We start from the raw sequence: 14754 nt of genomic DNA, 5'->3' as shown, positions 1-14754 counted from the left end.
CTCGCCAGATGCGCTGACCTACAATTCTTCTCTCGCGAATGTTTCTGTTGTTTTCGGTCCGCGAGGGCGGACCGTAACGATCGTCGGAAGTGCGCCCGAGAATCTCTGGAACGCTCCGCCGCAGTGTGGGAGGTGATCCGCGTGCCCGACATCCTCGATGTACTGCACGCTCGCTGTGCCGAGATCGCGGGTGAGGCGATCCTCTCGGGGGAGGAACACCCCAACCTCACACTGACCACACGCGAGGTAGAGGACCTGCTCGACCACATCGAGGACCTACACCGCCGCTACCTCGACCTCGACCTCGCCCACCGCGAACTCGACCACCGGTACACCGTGCTACGTCGAGCGACCCACGAGGCCACCACATCGTTGGAGCGGATCCGTGCCACGCTGGAACAGCGCACCGCGCACCCGGAAGCCGATGCCCGCCAGGCATGCACCATCGCCGATTTCGCCGCCCGCAATCTCACAGCGGCGAGCGTCAACACGGACGGGCCAGCGAGCTGACACTCCGCGGATAGGTCGGCGCGCGTGCACCAGTTGTCACAGCGCTCCCAGCTCGCCGCGTGAGCTGCGGCGGCATCACTGTGCGGCAGGTCAGCTCACCGACATCGACGCGAGAGTTGCCAGGCGCCGTCGATCGCCGACTCCGACGCGGTCAGACTGCCCGCAACTCGGGTCGACGAGGCCGGGGCCGCGATGAGCCCCAGCACCACGAGCGGAACCAACCGAAGATCTGCCAGCGTTCGGTGACCACCGGCTTGGCGAGTGAGAGCGCTGGCTCGGGCGGAATGCCCTGTGCGGCTTGCTGATTCGAGCACGCACTCCGGTAGCGTTCTGAAATCTAGCAACGCTAGACAGATGTGCGAACGACTGCTACCGTTGCTCTCAATTCTAGCGTCGCTAGAACACGAGGTAGAGGGAAGCCGAAATGCTCACTGTCACCGGCCAGATCATTGCCGCCGTCGCCGTTCTCGCCAATGCCGTCGTCTACGGCACCGATGTCTGCGGGGCCGTGATCACCAGGTCCGTATACCGCAAGCTCGATGATGCGACCGTGACCATCAGTGCGGGATGGGGTCACTATTACGGCGACAAACGCATGCCGATTGTCGGTGCGGGCGGTGTGGTCACGGCGGTGCTCACACTGCTGATCGCGCTGTTGGCCGGGCAGATCGGCGCCGCTGTCGCGGCGGGGACCACGGTGGCGGCACTGCTCACCTGGCTCGCCTTCTACGTCCGCATCGCCAAGCCGATCAATTCCCAGCAGACCGCCGCTGCGCAGAGCGGCATCATTCCGGCCAATGCCCGTGCGCTGCAGGACAAGTGGGACAGCATTCTGAAGTACCGGGTCACCCTGCAGTTCATTGCCATTGCCGGACTGTGCGCCGCGCTGATCCTGTTCTGATCTCAGAGCACACCTGATAACGAATTCACCGAGGAGTAATCGACATGACCTTCACCATCAACGAACGGCAGTTCCTCGCGGAGGCCGGGATCGGTCGGCTGGCCACGGTGTCGCCCGACGGCGTCGTGCAGAACAATCCGACCAACTATCGGGTGAACGCCGACGGCACGATCGACATCGGGGGCATGCGGATGCGTGCCAGTCGGAAGTACCGCAACGTCGAGGCGGGCAGCCGGGTGTCGTTCGTCGTCGACCAACAGGTTTCCTTGGAGCCCTATGTGATTCGCGGCATCGAGGTACGCGGCACGGCCGAGACGCTCGATGACGAGGAGCCACCGTTTCAACACCAGGAACGCGCGGTCATCCGAATTCACCCCGAACGGGTCATTTCCTGGGGCATCGACGGCGGGTCCTTCGACTTCACCAGTCGTGGCGCCGAGTAATCAGAAATTTTGGGCGATCCCGCAAGTGGTCAGGTATCGACCTTCGAACACACGGCAAGAACAGAATTCCATTTAATCGCTTTGAAACCAGCGCCATCAGCGACCGCTCTTGTTGTGGGACAACGTCGATGCCATGCCACAGGACGCCTGACCAACAGTCCCAGCAACGATGTCGTCCCTCTCTGCTACGGTCTCGCTTCGTACACCTGCGAGAGGAAATCATGATCAAGTCTTCGTCCGTCGCCGCCGCTCTCGCCATCGCTGCGGGCGCGCTGATCGCCCTGCCCGCCGCGCCCGCGCATGCCCAGTCCCCGAGCTGCGCCAAAGCCATCGAGCTGATCAACATTGCCATCGACACCACCGGCGGCAGCATGGACGAGGCGACCGCGACCGCGCTGTCCGGCAGGCTGAGCGGCCTGGCCGAGACAGCGCAGGGCGCCGAACGGGATGCTATCGCCGCCTACGCCGGCGCCCTCATCGATGACGGGGTCGCCGACCTCACTCCCTTCACCGACGAGCTCAACCGCGCCTGCGCCTGACCGCGCACCAGGGCTGAGCGGTGGACCCCCTGTCGGTAGCGGCATCGCCGAAGAATCGGCAGAGGATTCGCGCAGGTGTTCCAGGGTGCGCGGCGGGCGAGGACGGGCTGCGGGTCGAAGTGTGCTCGGCGAGTGCATATTTCGCCTCGGAGCTCGGGGCCAGGTTCGTGTAGCGGAACAACCATCACCCGATCGAACTCGTCCTACAGGTGTTGAAGATCGCTTCGTCGACCTGCTACGAACGGCTGGCCACCGCGCCTGCATCGAGCGCGGATTCCCCTCGACGCAGGCGGGCTGGACAATCGCTGAGAGGGGCGAGGGTCACTTCATGCCGCCAGCGCCTCTGCAGTCGTTGGCGGCTTTGGCGGCGTCCTCGGCGGCTCTTGTCGCTTCGGCGGCAGCCGAGGCTGCGTCTTGTCCGATCTGCGTGATCTTCTCCTTGCGGACTCGCGCGCGATCGTCGGCGCTGGCAGCGAGGGCGTTCGCGGCGGCGCGGGCCTTTGCGGCGCGGTTTCGGCCGGCGTCGTCGTCCGCTACGGCCTCCAGGAGATCAGCGCGCCTTACCGAATCGTTGACGGAGGTCGGGAAGGCGGGTTCGGTACGAAAGCGGTCGTGGATGTGGCCGGCACCGCCATTGATATCGAACGTGCCCATCTCGAGCGGCGGCCGGTAGGTGTCAAGAGGGCCGAGGGGTTCCTCGAACCGCGCGGTGCTGGCGTTCTCGTCAGTGAGGCGGCGTTCGTAGGTGATGGCGGCTTCGGCCAGTTTCTGGGCACGCGTAGCGGTCTCGCGAGCGGCGAGGGCCAAGGCGGCGGCGAAGTCCGCGTCCATGCGGGCGATATCGCATTCACCGGCCGCTGAGTGCGTCCGAGCTGAGTCGGCCAGACCGCGGGCGGCCTCGGCCAGAGCGCGAGCGTCGGTGACCGAGCGAACGAGGAGATTATCGGCGGCGGTATGGGCGATGTCGCGGAAAGTGCGCGTGAGGACGCTGACGCTGATGTTCTGCGCGGCTTCGGCGGCGCGGGCATCGGGAGAAACGGCGTCGCCGGAACCACGTGTCTTTGCTCGAGTCATTGCATACCTCCTGTGTGACCACAATGGGGATACTTCGATCGACTACGAACATCTGACCCGACACTCTCGGTGGACCAACACATCAGCTCACGGTGTCGGTGACGGGCCCGGTTCGCGACTGCTCAGGTACTGCTCGGAAGCGTGAAATACTGTGCTCACAAAGCCGCAGAAGCGGCGTGGAGCGAGTATCGGCACGCCGCTGCGTCGCTATCGAAATTCGGTTGATCGCGATCGGCCGACGAATTGGTGGTCCGTCGTGGTGGGTGGCGGCTTCCAATTCGCGAACCCGTCCAACGCGCGCCGAACGCCGGCTTCATTCTCGGCCGTGGAGCCGTTCCAACGATAGGCCCAGGAAACCCACGGATTTCATTCCATCCTCCTCGGATGCACCGAAGTTGCTGGTCTGGTGCGGATACCCACAGCGGGGCGAGGTATACCCGCACGTTCTCGTCGCGCTGTCGACCCCGTCAGGCGGCACAGATCATCGAAGCGGGGATAGTAAGGGCCGACCGCGAAACCAGCAAGGACCTGCTTGTCCGGAATGCGGACGCTAGCAAGCCGATACGGCGCCAGTATCGGACATGTCAGCCTGCGCTACCCGATGGCGGAGCGAGAAGCTCTACCTGATCCGGGCGCCGGTGCGCCCGACGACTCGGTAAGCCACACCAGACGATCGGCGGGCAGCCGCTTACGGAGCCTCCCACCGGGTACCTGGGACCCGATCCTGGCCGGGATCAAGCCCTGACACCAGTCTCGGGTACCGCCTACCCGACCGAGCCGCATCGCTGTCGACCAGTACGCGCCCGCCCTGCGCAATCACCGCCTCGGCTACTTGACCACCGCAATGTGCTTGCGGTGCTCATGTGTGGTTCTGGTGTCAGGGGGTCGAGTGGCTGCTCGCTTCAGCGACGCTCGAGTTCGACCTCCTCGGCCTCGCGCACAACGACTTCTGGAACTTCAGGAGCGAACCAGGTTCGGTAGAACACGACAGACAGTGCGGTGAGACTGCCGAGGATCGCTATGCCGAAGGGGACCGGGTAGGTCGCCATCGGCATCGCGAGGTACCGGATGCACAGCAGCACTCCCGCGAACGTGGCGATTCCCATCGCCACCACCCGCACGCGCGGACGGTCCCAGCCTCGGTCGGGGTCGCGCAGGGCGGACTCGATCGTCAGGCACAGCGCGGCGCCCGCCACGAGGTCGATGCCGTAGTGCGCACCGAGGCCCAGCGTCGCGATGAGAGTGCACACCAGCCAGAAAGCACCGCCCCAGCGCAACCAGCCCGGCCCGCGTCGGGAGTGGATGAACAGCGCGAGTGCCCACGCCGTATGCAGCGAGGGCATACAGTTGCGGGGTGTGATGCCGTCGAAGGGCATCGATTCGACCGACGCGGGAAGCGCCGGAACGACATTCGGCCAGACGTCGGCGATTTCCATGCCGTTCCCCTGCGGTCCGAATGCGAGCACAGGCCCCACCACCGGGAAGATCACGTAGAAAATCGGGCCGATGAGACCGAGTACCAAGAACGTGCGCACCAAGTGGTGCCGCGGCCACGAACCCGTGGTCACGCCGCGCAACTGCCAGACGGCGACGACGATGGCCGCCACCGGAAGCTCGAAGTACACCCAGCGCACCACCCCGATCGGTACCGGCCCGGCCAGGTCGAGCGCATGCCCGACGACCCAGGCCGGATTGCCGAGCGCTCGATCGGCCAGCTCCACATACGGGTCGAGGACCTGCGGACAGGACCAGGCCGTGATGTCCAACCAGATTTCGCCGACCTTCGTCGCGAGGATGAGCAGCGCTCCGAGCGCGATCGTGTGCAGTGCTGTCCGCCGTCGCGCACCGCTCCACCGTAGGGCGGCGATCACCGCCAGCGCCGTCAGCACGATGGTCGGTCCGTTGCCGACGGTGAACGGCCGACCGTCGAATGTCCGAACCGCCACGAAGATCAGATCGATGGCGACCGCGGCGGCGAGGGCGCTCACCCGCACCCGGACGGTGACACCGATCAGTGCCAGCAGGAAGCCCGCCCACGGTGTCGTCGCCGACTTGGGTGTCCCGGCATAGTCGCGAAAGAGGCTGGTCAGTGGACCGAGAGCGTGGATGTGAACGGCGATTAGCTGACCCGCGACAAGTACCAGCACCGCGGCGGCAATGCCGCCCCACACCACGAACGGCCGAAATCGACGCTCCTGGAGTCGCTCAACTCCCACTTGCTCCGGGGGTGAGGTCGAACTGCCGTGCGCGTCGTGAACAATCATTCGGACATCGTAAATACGCCGTGAACACGGCTTGACGGGGCACTGAACGCAGACCGACACCGGCGATCGAGTGCGAACCTCACGCGCGCCTGCCGAAGCACATCACCGCACGTCCCAGGGCCGGGGACGCGTGATCGGATCCCGCGTGCCCCGGTGAACCGACCGAGGGTGACCTTGATCGCGGTGGGCCGACCGACGGTGACCTTCGGTCGGATTGCATGTCCGACCTTTGTGGACGCGGCACTAGTTCGGACTCATCCCAATGCCGGAAATGCGCTGCATTCCGGCCCGAGCGGGCGAGCGGGCTTTACTGCCGTCGCTGCGGTGTCGACTGTTGGTCGCTCTCCCCCGCACCAAGGGTTCCCGTGCGAGACCCGCCGCTTGCTCGAGCCGCGGCCAGCAGGCCGCGGCAGTCCAGGCCGGTCCGCCGGTCATTCCGCGCCACACCATTCGATAGCGGCGACCGCGTATGTGCGTGCGGCACATACCAATTCGTCGATCGCGCACCGCTCGTCGACGGAATGAGCCATGGTGAGGGCACCTGGCCCCAGTCCGACGGCCGGGATTCCCGCGGCGGTGAACCAGGTGAGATCGGTCGCCGAGGGGAACGGCCGTACATCGGGTGCACCGGCGAACGGGGTGTCGAGGGTGGCCCTCTCCCGCGCGAGGCACACCATCCGGGTGAACGGATGGTCCCGGTCGGTTCGCCCGCCCGGATAGTGCATGGGCCAGTCGATGCGCGGCGGATTGGCTCGCAGCCACGGGTCCCGCTTCGCGACACCGGCCACGGTCTGCACGATCTCGGACTGGATTTCCGACAGCTGCGCCGCCGGCGGGTAGAAGATCGCGTAGTCGAGGGTGGTCTCGTCGGGAATGAAGGCGACATTGCGGCTGCCGCGCGCCCCGCCGTCGATCACGTCGAGACCTATAGTGAATTGGCCTTTTTCGAACAGCGGATCGACCCGTCCCTCGACCCATTCGTCCTCCAACCGGCGCAGCGCGTCGTGGATCCGCAGTGCCGCATCGATCGCGCTGGCGGCGACGGGGTCGTCGGCGGGCTCGGCACGCATCCGCGCACGCATGGCCGCGTGCGCCGAACGCCCGGTCACGCTGATGCGCATGATCAGCACGCCGGGAGTGGCGGGCATGACGGTCAACGGGGAGAGCGCGCCGGTGGGCTCGGCGATGATCGCCCCTTCGGCGGTGAAGCCCCGCTCCAAGACGGCGGAGGTCCCCATGTGATGTTCGAGGTTCTCTTCCCCCGCGACGCCTTGCAGGACGAGGTCACCGCGCAGCCGCACCCCCGCCTGCCGTAAGGCCTTGGCGGCGAACGCTTGTGCGATCAGTCCGCCCTTCATGTCCACTGAGCCACGGCCCCACACGTGGGTGCCGTCGACGTAGGCGGTGAACGGCGGGTGTGTCCACTGCGCGGGGTCATCGGCGGGAACGACGTCGACATGACCGTTGAAGATCAGCGACCGTCCGCCACCGCTGCCCCGCAGCACCCCGACGACATTGTCCCGACCCGGCGCTTCGCCGAACAGCTCGGTCTCCGCGCCCGCCTCCCGGTATAGCCCGGCCAGCAGCCCAGCAACCTCCGATTCGCCACCGACCAGGTCGTCGTAGTCCTGGTCCGGATAGGTGGGGTTCACGCTGCGGATGGCGATGGCGTCGGCGAGCGCGGCTACCAATTCGTCACGCAGGCCGTCGATCCGGTCGAGCACCCGGCTCGTCGCTTCGGCGTTCACGACCGAACCTCCTCGGTCTCCGCGGCGGACGGCGAGGCGAGTTCGCCGCTGTCGTGGACGATCGAGCCGCCCAGATATGTGCGCAGCACCTTGGTGTCGGGAAGGTCCACGATCGGACAGGTCAGCGGATCGCGGTCCACGATTACCACATCGGCGTGGTTTCCCGGTGCGAGCGAACCGATCTCGGGTCGGCCGAGCACCTTCGCCGCGCCCGTGGTCCACATGCGCAATGCTTCGAGTCGGGAGAGTTTCTGGTCGGGTCCGTCGTTGCGGTGACCGCTGCCCGCGAACCGGTGGGTCTGCGCGAGTTCGATCTGCTCCCACGGGTTCTTCGGGCCCCAGTCGGACCCGCCGCCGAGGTCGAGACCGATCTCGGTGAGCCGGTGCAGCGGTTCCAGGTCCCGCCAGACGTGCTCGCCCATCCGCTCGCCGTACATCGCGCCCTTCCCCCACGCGAATCCCGCACTGGTGGTGACCTGGAAGCCGAGATCCGCATAGCGGCGAGCCTGTCGAGGGGTGATCGTCATGGCATGCTGCAGAATCCAGCGCTTGTCGCGGAAATCGTGTTCACGCACAACGCGTTCCGCGATGTCCAGGAAGTCGTCGTGCTCACGGAACGCGCCGAGGCACAGGTTCGCGCGAATTCCATTGACGGCGCAGAACCTTACGAATTCCTCTTCCTTTTCCAGCGACAGGAACCGCACGCCGCGCGTGCGACGGCCGAAAGGATCGAGGTACGAATCGTAGGTGGCGAAGTATCCCGAGAAGCACGGTCCGCCCGGACTCAAGGTGAGCCCGTCGACCCGCAGCATGTCGTCACCGTCATCCGATGCCTCCGCGGCGAGCCGACGCAACCGGTCGGCGAACTCGGCGTAGGGAAGCGGGTCGAACGGGTAGAAGATGACCGACTCGGCATCCAGTGTCGCCATCACGCGCAGGGTCAACGCGTCGGTCGCGCGCAGATGCCGGTACAGCGCAATGTGTTCCGGGTCCATGGCGTGCCCCTCGTACACGCTCGTCACACCCTGCGCCGAGTACCGCGCCATCTCCGCCGTCGTACCGGCGACGGCGTCCGCCATGCTCGGACGCGGCAGCTTGGTCAGGATTTGCCCCCAGAACGGGTCGTAGGTGTAGTAATTCGTCACCGGTCCACGCAGAATCCCGGTCAGCTCCCCGGCCTCGTTCTTGTCGATCTCGACATCGCAGACACGGTCGGGGACGAACGCGGTCAGCCCGACCGCACGCAGAGCAGATGTGTTGAACGCCACCACATTCGGCATGCGCGGCGCCCACGCCTGGATCAGCACCGGATGAGCCTCGGTGGCCGCATCGAGAGTCCACCGATCCGGCAGCCGCCGCTCGAGCAGATCTCGCTCCGAGCGGCGAATGAAATAGTGGGGTTCGCCGACCGGCGTGCACATGATCCACTGCCCCGGCGGCGTATGCGCGGCCCGTGCCCGGATCCGCGCCACGATGTCCGCGTGATCGACGGCATCGGTCAAATCGACGAGCCCGCCCGCCAGCATCCCGAAGTGCATGACGTGCGGATGGGTATCGATCAGTCCCGGCAGCACGACACCGCCCTCGGCGTCGACATGCCTGGCATCCGGCCCGGCCGCCGCGAGCATGTCGTCCCGGTCCCCCGCCGCCAGCACGCGTCCGCCGGATAGCACCAGCGCCTCCGCTTCGGGTGTGTCCGAGGCGAGCGTCAGCACCCGCCCGCCGGTGATGATCGTGTTGGTCATCGTTGTCCTCCACTAACGACCGTTGTGTCCTGTGCGCACACCGTACCTCAGGTTTTCTCCAAATGGAGAAGTTTTTGAGTTTCTGGACGCCGGTACGATGAGCGCCATGACGACACCCGTGCGTGAGCCGCGGATGGCCCGGGGAGCCGCCCGCCGCGAGGCCCTGCTGGAGGCCGCGATCCGGCTACTGGCCCGCGAAGGCGCACGCGCCGTGACCCACCGGGCCGTGGCGGCGGAGGCGGGAACGACACACGGAATCGCCCGGTACTACTTCGGCACCCTCGACCAGTTGCTCGACGAAGCGTTGCGGCAATTGGCCGCCCGGCAAGTCGAGGAGGTGCGCACACTGTTCGATCAGCTGCCGGATGTTGCTGTCCCGCAACGTATTACGCGGCTCGCCGAGTACGTCACTGGCACTCTGGCCAGCGACCGCGAGTCCGGCATCGCTCGCTACGAGTTCTTCCTCGAAGTCGCGCGCCGCCCCCACCTGCGGGCCAGCCTCGACGAATGGGGAGCCACGCAACGAGCGGCCTTCGCCGCCGAACTCCGCGGCGCCGGATCACCGAACCCCGAAGCCGACGCCGCGGACCTGCTCACCCTCGTCAACGGCCTGGTCCTCGAGCAACTCGCGCTGCCCGTCGACGACTTCGAGACCACCCGCCTGCACCCGGCCATCGCCCGGTTCTTCCCCGAACCGTCACAGCCGGATTCGAGTCCGGTCAGCCGGTGAGCGCGTCGAGCAGGATGCTGGGACGGGAGGAGTTTGTAAGTCGGTGATCCAGCGGAGGAGTCGACAAGAGAAGAAGGCGCTCAGCTATCTGCGAGACCGCTGTTGCGACCGCGAGATCATCACCGCCGCCAACTGGCACGTCCATCTCGCATCTGCTGAGCAAGCCGGGTTCGAATTTGCGGGCGAGGAAATCGAAGTGGTCGGCGACTGGATGAAGGAGGCGGCCCGGCACTCCTCTTGACGCACTGTAATCGTTCGACAAGATGGTTCGGCTCGGATCACGCTCGGCGGATCGGCTGCCACGTCCGCGGCGGCTCGGAGGTGAGGAATGCGCCGACCAAGCGGTAAACCTCGGTGGGCTTCTCCACGACCAACAGGTGCGAAGCGCCGGGCACGACAGCGAGCTCGGAGTTCGGGATCGCGCGGTAGAGCGCGATGGTGTGTTCGAGGCTCATCGCATCGTCGTCCGCGACGATGACGAGGGTGCGGCTCGCGATGACCGACAGGTCCTCGACCGTCAGATTCGGCTCCGCGCGCGCCATGCGCTGCAGCTTCTCGGCGATGACACCGAAGTGGGCTTCGCCGTCCGGCGAGACCTCGCCGTACCGGGCGGCGAGACGCTGCAGCGGCTCCTCGTCCGCGAAGCTGTCGAGCACGCCAGGTAGCAGGCCGTCGCGATGGAAATTTCCGCTGATCGACACCAGTTTTCCCACCAGATCGGGGCGCTGAATCGCCACCAGCAGTGCGACGATCGCGCCGTCGCTGTAGCCGACCAGGTGCGCGGATCCGCCGACGACTGTGTCCAGGAAGGCAATGGTGTCCTGCGCCATCAGCTCGTAGGAGATCGGGCCTTCGACATCCGGCGTTCGCCCATGGCCGCGCCGGTCCATCCGGTACACGTGGAAGTGCTCGGCCAGACCTGCCACGGCCGGATCGAACGAGCGTGAGTCCACGAACCCGCCGTGCAGCAGCAGCACCGGCTCACCGGCACCGATCTCGTCGTACCAGGTCCGAATCGCACCGAGCTGAACGTAATTCGCCATCGCTGGATGATGCCTGAGTATCGGCGGATTCCATGGGTCGTCGTATCTGGGCCCGGCGGGGAGCCGCCCATGCGGCCGGTGTCGGGTCCGGTGACGCAGTCGATTTCGTCCACGCCTACGCCGTGGCGGTCGCGGCGGGCCGGTCCCGCCCCGACATCGCCGACGCCTGGCTCAACAGCCGATCTTCCTCACCCTTGCATGAGACGACATGTGACCGGCGTTACAGTAGTTGCCGAGCAAACACGAAGGAACCCGATTGAGCACAGCAGCGCACGCCAACCCCTGGGTCGCCGTTCGACCGGATGACGATGTCACACAGTTGGCGCGGAGGATATCGTCCGCGCACCACTCCTTTCTCGAAGGTGTCGACCGCCTGCCGACGCTGCGCCCCGACGGCGACTCGGTGCGCCCGGTGGTCCTCGATTCTTGGCGGCGCAGCCGCAGCAACGGCGTCAACCCGGACGGCTTCGGCGATGCGGTGGATCTCGACGGTCTGGAACTGCAGCGGTACCGGGCCGGACATCCGACGGCGCTGATCCGTCCGGTGGTCCGGAAATTGCTGGTCGAAGACGCCGCCGAGGCCGGACTGCTCGTCGCGATCAGCGATGCCCAGGGACGTTTGCTCTGGATCGAGGGCGATTCGAAGGCCAAGGACCGGGCCCTGGCGATGAACTTCGTCGAGGGCGCGGACTGGAGCGAGGACCGGGTCGGCACCAACGCGCCGGGCACCGCACTCGCCCTCGATCACCACGTGCAGATCTTCGGAGCCGAACACTTCAGCCGCGTGGTGCACGACTGGAGCTGCTCCGCCGCCCCCGTACATGATCCGCTCAGCGGCCGGATCATCGGCGCCATCGACATCACCGGCGGTCCACGAGTCGCCGCGATGGAGGCGTTGTCACTGATCCGGGCGACGGTGCTGGCCGCGGAGTCCGAGCTGCGACTACACCTGCTCAACTCGCCCGAACCACTCGATCCCACGACCCCGCGTCTACAGGTGCTCGGCTCGAACCGACCGACCCTGACCCGCGACGGCGAGCGAATCCGGCTGTCGCAGCGACATGCCGAGATCCTGCTGCTGCTGGCCGACCACCCGGAGGGCCTGAGCGCCGACCACCTCGCCATGCTGCTCGACGAATCCGAGCTGGATCCGGTGACGATACGAGCAGAGCTGTCCAGGGTTCGAAAAATGTTGGGCGCCAACGGCCTTGGCTCCCGCCCGTACCGACTGCTGATGGACCTCGACACCGATGTGGACGAGGTTCGCCGCGCGCTCGCCCGCGGCGATACGGCGGCGGCGTTGCGCGCCTATCCGGGTCCGATCCTGCCGCGTTCGCTCGCACCCGGCATCGATGAACTCCGCGCCGAGTTGCGCGGCCGCCTGCGCGCCGCACTTCTGAGGGCGGGCGACCGTCGGCTGCTCGCCCGCTGGACCAGTTCGGTCGACGGGCGCGAAGACATCGCGGCATGGACCGCGTACCTCGCCTCCCTCGACCGGCAGTCTTCGATGTATGCCCAGGTCGAAACGCAGCTGAGGCTTCTCGATCGGAAACTGGGCATCTGACCAGTTACTTGCAACTGTCGTGCAACATGAACGCTCCTAGTGTTCCGGATCACACCCGATGCAGAAATGTCAGCAGAACGAGGAGCATTCGATGACCGTCTTCGCCCGCCCCGGAACACCCGATGCAGCGATGTCGTTCCAGGCCCGATACGACAACTGGATCGGCGGCGAATGGGTGGCGCCCGTCAAGGGCCAGTACTTCGAAAATCCCACACCGATCACGGGTCAGCCGTTCTGCGAGGTCGCGCGCGGCACCGCGGAGGACATCGAACTCGCCCTCGACGCCGCCCACGCCGCCGCGCCGGCCTGGGGCAAGACCTCGGTCGCCGAGCGAGCCGTCATCCTCAACAAGATCGCGGACCGCATGGAGGAGCACCTCGACGCGATCGCCCTCGCGGAGACCTGGGACAACGGCAAGCCGATCCGCGAGACACTGGCCGCCGACATCCCGCTCGCGATCGACCACTTCCGCTACTTCGCCGGCGCCATCCGCGCCCAGGAGGGCTCGCTGTCGGAGATCAATGCCGATACCGTCGCCTACCATTTCCATGAGCCGCTCGGCGTGGTCGGCCAGATCATTCCGTGGAACTTCCCGATTCTGATGGCCACCTGGAAGCTCGCGCCCGCCCTTGCCGCCGGCAATGCCGTCGTTCTCAAGCCCGCCGAACAGACCCCCGCTTCGATCCTGTTCCTGATCAGCCTCATCGGCGATCTGCTGCCGCCCGGTGTGGTCAATATCGTCAACGGCTTCGGCGTCGAGGCGGGCAAGCCGCTCGCGTCGAGCCCGCGGATCAGGAAGATCGCGTTCACCGGCGAGACCACCACCGGCCGCCTGATCATGCAGTACGCCTCCCAGAACCTGATTCCGGTCACCCTGGAACTCGGCGGCAAGAGCCCCAACATCTTCTTCTCCGATGTACTCGCCGCGAATGACGACTACCAGGACAAGGCGCTCGAAGGCTTCACCATGTTCGCGCTCAATCAGGGCGAGGTCTGCACCTGCCCGTCGCGCGCGCTCATCCAGGCCGATATCTACGACGACTTCCTGGCCGCGGCCGTGGTGCGCACCAAGGCCGTGCGGCAGGGCGACCCGCTCGATACCGAGACCATGATCGGCGCGCAGGCCAGCAACGACCAGCTCGAGAAGATCCTGTCCTACATCGAGATCGGCAAGGGTGAGGGCGCCACGCTGCTCACCGGTGGTGAGCGTGCCGACCTCGGCGGCGACCTGTCCGGCGGCTACTACGTGCAGCCGACCGTCTTCGCGGGGAACAACGCCATGCGGATCTTCCAGGAGGAGATCTTCGGACCCGTCGTCTCGGTGACCTCGTTCGCGGACTACGACGACGCCATCAAGATCGCCAACGACACTCTCTACGGACTCGGCGCGGGCGTGTGGTCGCGCGACGGCGCGGTGGCCTACCGGGCCGGCCGTGACATTCAGGCCGGGCGGGTGTGGACCAACACCTACCACCAGTACCCCGCGCACGCCGCGTTCGGCGGCTACAAGCAGTCCGGGATCGGCCGCGAGAACCACCACATGATGCTCGACCACTACCAGCAGACGAAGAACCTGCTGGTCGGCTACGCGTCGAAGGCGCAAGGCTTCTTCTGATGGTCGACGCCACCCCGGCGCTCCCCCGGCGAGTGCGTGCTACCACGGCGGCGATGGATCTGCTCCGTCGCCTCCGTGGTCTGCACGGGCCGCTGATGCTGCACCAGTCCGGCGGCTGTTGTGACGGTTCGGCCCCGATGTGTTACCCCGCGGGCGAATTCGTGATCGGTGATCACGACGTGCTGCTCGGACTGCTCGACCTGCGGTTGCGGGTCGGCGAGCAACCCGCATCCGCTCCCGAGCCGGGAGATATCGCGCCGGTGTGGATCTCGGGTCCGCAGTTCGCCGCGTGGCAGCACACCCAGCTCGTACTCGACGTCGTGCCCGGACGCGGCTCCGGCTTCAGTCTGGAATCGCCCGGGGGGTGGCGGTTCCTCAGTCGCGGAAGGGTTTTCGGCCATGCCGAACTCGCGGCGCTGGCCACGGCCGAGGTCGTGACCGGCGAAGGCTGGGCGCGCGGCGAGCGTCCCGCTGTTTCCACCGAACCGCAGGTCGTCGCCGAGGCGGCCGATGCCTGCCCTGTCCCCGGTCGCGGGACATCTCAGAACTTTATGTAATTCATTCAGCTAGAAGGAGGT

14 protein-coding genes are annotated in these 14754 nt (G+C 66.4%); 9 read left to right on the top strand and 5 right to left on the bottom strand.

Annotated features, from left to right (window positions below; genetic code table 11):
- The first annotated feature begins 141 nt into the window (after positions 1-141).
- The 4 genes from AB0H49_RS31020 to AB0H49_RS31005 all read left to right on the top strand — a co-directional run bounded on the left by AB0H49_RS31020 (position 142) and on the right by AB0H49_RS31005 (position 2393).
- Positions 142-510: a hypothetical protein gene (locus AB0H49_RS31020; RefSeq protein ID WP_357256334.1), complete on the top strand. Its 369-nt coding sequence runs from the start codon at positions 142-144 to the stop codon at positions 508-510.
- 424 nt (positions 511-934) lie between these two features.
- Complete coding sequence (locus AB0H49_RS31015) at positions 935-1411, top strand: DUF1772 domain-containing protein (RefSeq protein WP_355003058.1); 477 nt, start codon at positions 935-937, stop codon at positions 1409-1411.
- A gap of 44 nt (positions 1412-1455) precedes the next feature.
- Positions 1456-1854 carry a PPOX class F420-dependent oxidoreductase gene (locus AB0H49_RS31010; RefSeq protein WP_357256333.1) on the top strand — a complete coding sequence of 133 codons (399 nt, stop codon included), beginning with the start codon at positions 1456-1458 and terminating at the stop codon, positions 1852-1854.
- 221 nt (positions 1855-2075) lie between these two features.
- Positions 2076-2393: a hypothetical protein gene (locus AB0H49_RS31005; protein WP_355003060.1), complete on the top strand. Its 318-nt coding sequence runs from the start codon at positions 2076-2078 to the stop codon at positions 2391-2393.
- Between the two features lie 321 nt (positions 2394-2714).
- On the opposite strand, the gene AB0H49_RS31000 is transcribed toward AB0H49_RS31005, so the two are convergent.
- The 4 genes from AB0H49_RS31000 to AB0H49_RS30985 all read right to left on the bottom strand — a co-directional run bounded on the left by AB0H49_RS31000 (position 2715) and on the right by AB0H49_RS30985 (position 9224).
- On the bottom strand, positions 2715-3467 hold the full coding sequence (locus AB0H49_RS31000) for a hypothetical protein (RefSeq protein ID WP_357256332.1): 753 nt from the start codon (positions 3465-3467) through the stop codon (positions 2715-2717).
- Between the two features lie 902 nt (positions 3468-4369).
- On the bottom strand, positions 4370-5791 hold the full coding sequence (locus tag AB0H49_RS30995; RefSeq protein WP_357256331.1) for a phosphatase PAP2 family protein: 1422 nt from the start codon (positions 5789-5791) through the stop codon (positions 4370-4372).
- A gap of 371 nt (positions 5792-6162) precedes the next feature.
- Positions 6163-7479, bottom strand: a complete 1317-nt coding sequence (locus tag AB0H49_RS30990; RefSeq protein ID WP_357256330.1) for a M20/M25/M40 family metallo-hydrolase — start codon at positions 7477-7479, stop codon at positions 6163-6165.
- Entirely contained in the window at positions 7476-9224 is a 1749-nt protein-coding gene (locus AB0H49_RS30985; RefSeq protein ID WP_357256329.1) for an amidohydrolase family protein, read from the bottom strand. The genes AB0H49_RS30990 and AB0H49_RS30985 overlap by 4 nt, the downstream gene beginning before the upstream one ends.
- 106 nt (positions 9225-9330) lie before the next feature.
- Between AB0H49_RS30985 and AB0H49_RS30980 the strand changes: the two genes are divergently transcribed.
- Complete coding sequence (locus tag AB0H49_RS30980; protein ID WP_357256328.1) at positions 9331-9954, top strand: TetR family transcriptional regulator; 624 nt, start codon at positions 9331-9333, stop codon at positions 9952-9954.
- A 43-nt stretch (positions 9955-9997) separates the two neighbouring features.
- Positions 9998-10195 (top strand): hypothetical protein, encoded by a 198-nt coding sequence (locus AB0H49_RS30975; RefSeq protein ID WP_357256327.1) that lies wholly within the window; start codon positions 9998-10000, stop codon positions 10193-10195.
- 37 nt (positions 10196-10232) lie between these two features.
- Here the strand turns inward: AB0H49_RS30975 and AB0H49_RS30970 are convergent, their stop codons facing one another.
- Positions 10233-10997, bottom strand: coding sequence for an alpha/beta hydrolase (locus AB0H49_RS30970; protein WP_357256326.1), 765 nt, complete (start codon positions 10995-10997; stop codon positions 10233-10235).
- Positions 10998-11253: 256 nt separating this feature from the next.
- On the opposite strand from AB0H49_RS30970, the gene AB0H49_RS30965 reads away from it, so the two are divergent.
- The 3 genes from AB0H49_RS30965 (at position 11254) to AB0H49_RS30955 (ending at position 14733) form a co-directional block, all read left to right on the top strand.
- Positions 11254-12561 carry a transcriptional regulator gene (locus AB0H49_RS30965; protein WP_357256325.1) on the top strand — a complete coding sequence of 436 codons (1308 nt, stop codon included), beginning with the start codon at positions 11254-11256 and terminating at the stop codon, positions 12559-12561.
- Between the two features lie 91 nt (positions 12562-12652).
- Entirely contained in the window at positions 12653-14176 is a 1524-nt protein-coding gene (gene adh / locus AB0H49_RS30960; RefSeq protein WP_355003069.1) for an aldehyde dehydrogenase, read from the top strand.
- Positions 14176-14733 (top strand): DUF779 domain-containing protein, encoded by a 558-nt coding sequence (locus AB0H49_RS30955; protein ID WP_357256324.1) that lies wholly within the window; start codon positions 14176-14178, stop codon positions 14731-14733. The genes adh and AB0H49_RS30955 overlap by 1 nt, the downstream gene beginning before the upstream one ends.
- Positions 14734-14754 lie beyond the last annotated feature (21 nt).

Source organism: Nocardia sp. NPDC050713 (assembly GCF_040654315.1).
Lineage (GTDB): Bacteria > Actinomycetota > Actinomycetes > Mycobacteriales > Mycobacteriaceae > Nocardia.
The sequence above is the reverse complement of the archived record's forward strand: the minus strand, read 5'-3'. Positions and strand labels throughout refer to the sequence as shown.

Excerpts from the sequence above, each read along its gene's own strand:
- AB0H49_RS31015 (WP_355003058.1), top strand. The coding sequence starts at position 935 with ATGCTCACTGTCACCGGCCAGATCATTGCCGCCGTCGCCGTTCTCGCC.
- AB0H49_RS31010 (WP_357256333.1), top strand. The coding sequence starts at position 1,456 with ATGACCTTCACCATCAACGAACGGCAGTTCCTCGCGGAGGCCGGGATC.
- AB0H49_RS31005 (WP_355003060.1), top strand. The coding sequence starts at position 2,076 with ATGATCAAGTCTTCGTCCGTCGCCGCCGCTCTCGCCATCGCTGCGGGC.
- AB0H49_RS31000 (WP_357256332.1), bottom strand. The coding sequence starts at position 3,467 with ATGACTCGAGCAAAGACACGTGGTTCCGGCGACGCCGTTTCTCCCGAT.
- AB0H49_RS30985 (WP_357256329.1), bottom strand. The coding sequence starts at position 9,224 with ATGACCAACACGATCATCACCGGCGGGCGGGTGCTGACGCTCGCCTCG.
- AB0H49_RS30980 (WP_357256328.1), top strand. The coding sequence starts at position 9,331 with ATGACGACACCCGTGCGTGAGCCGCGGATGGCCCGGGGAGCCGCCCGC.
- AB0H49_RS30970 (WP_357256326.1), bottom strand. The coding sequence starts at position 10,997 with ATGGCGAATTACGTTCAGCTCGGTGCGATTCGGACCTGGTACGACGAG.
- adh (WP_355003069.1), top strand. The coding sequence starts at position 12,653 with ATGACCGTCTTCGCCCGCCCCGGAACACCCGATGCAGCGATGTCGTTC.
- AB0H49_RS30955 (WP_357256324.1), top strand. The coding sequence starts at position 14,176 with ATGGTCGACGCCACCCCGGCGCTCCCCCGGCGAGTGCGTGCTACCACG.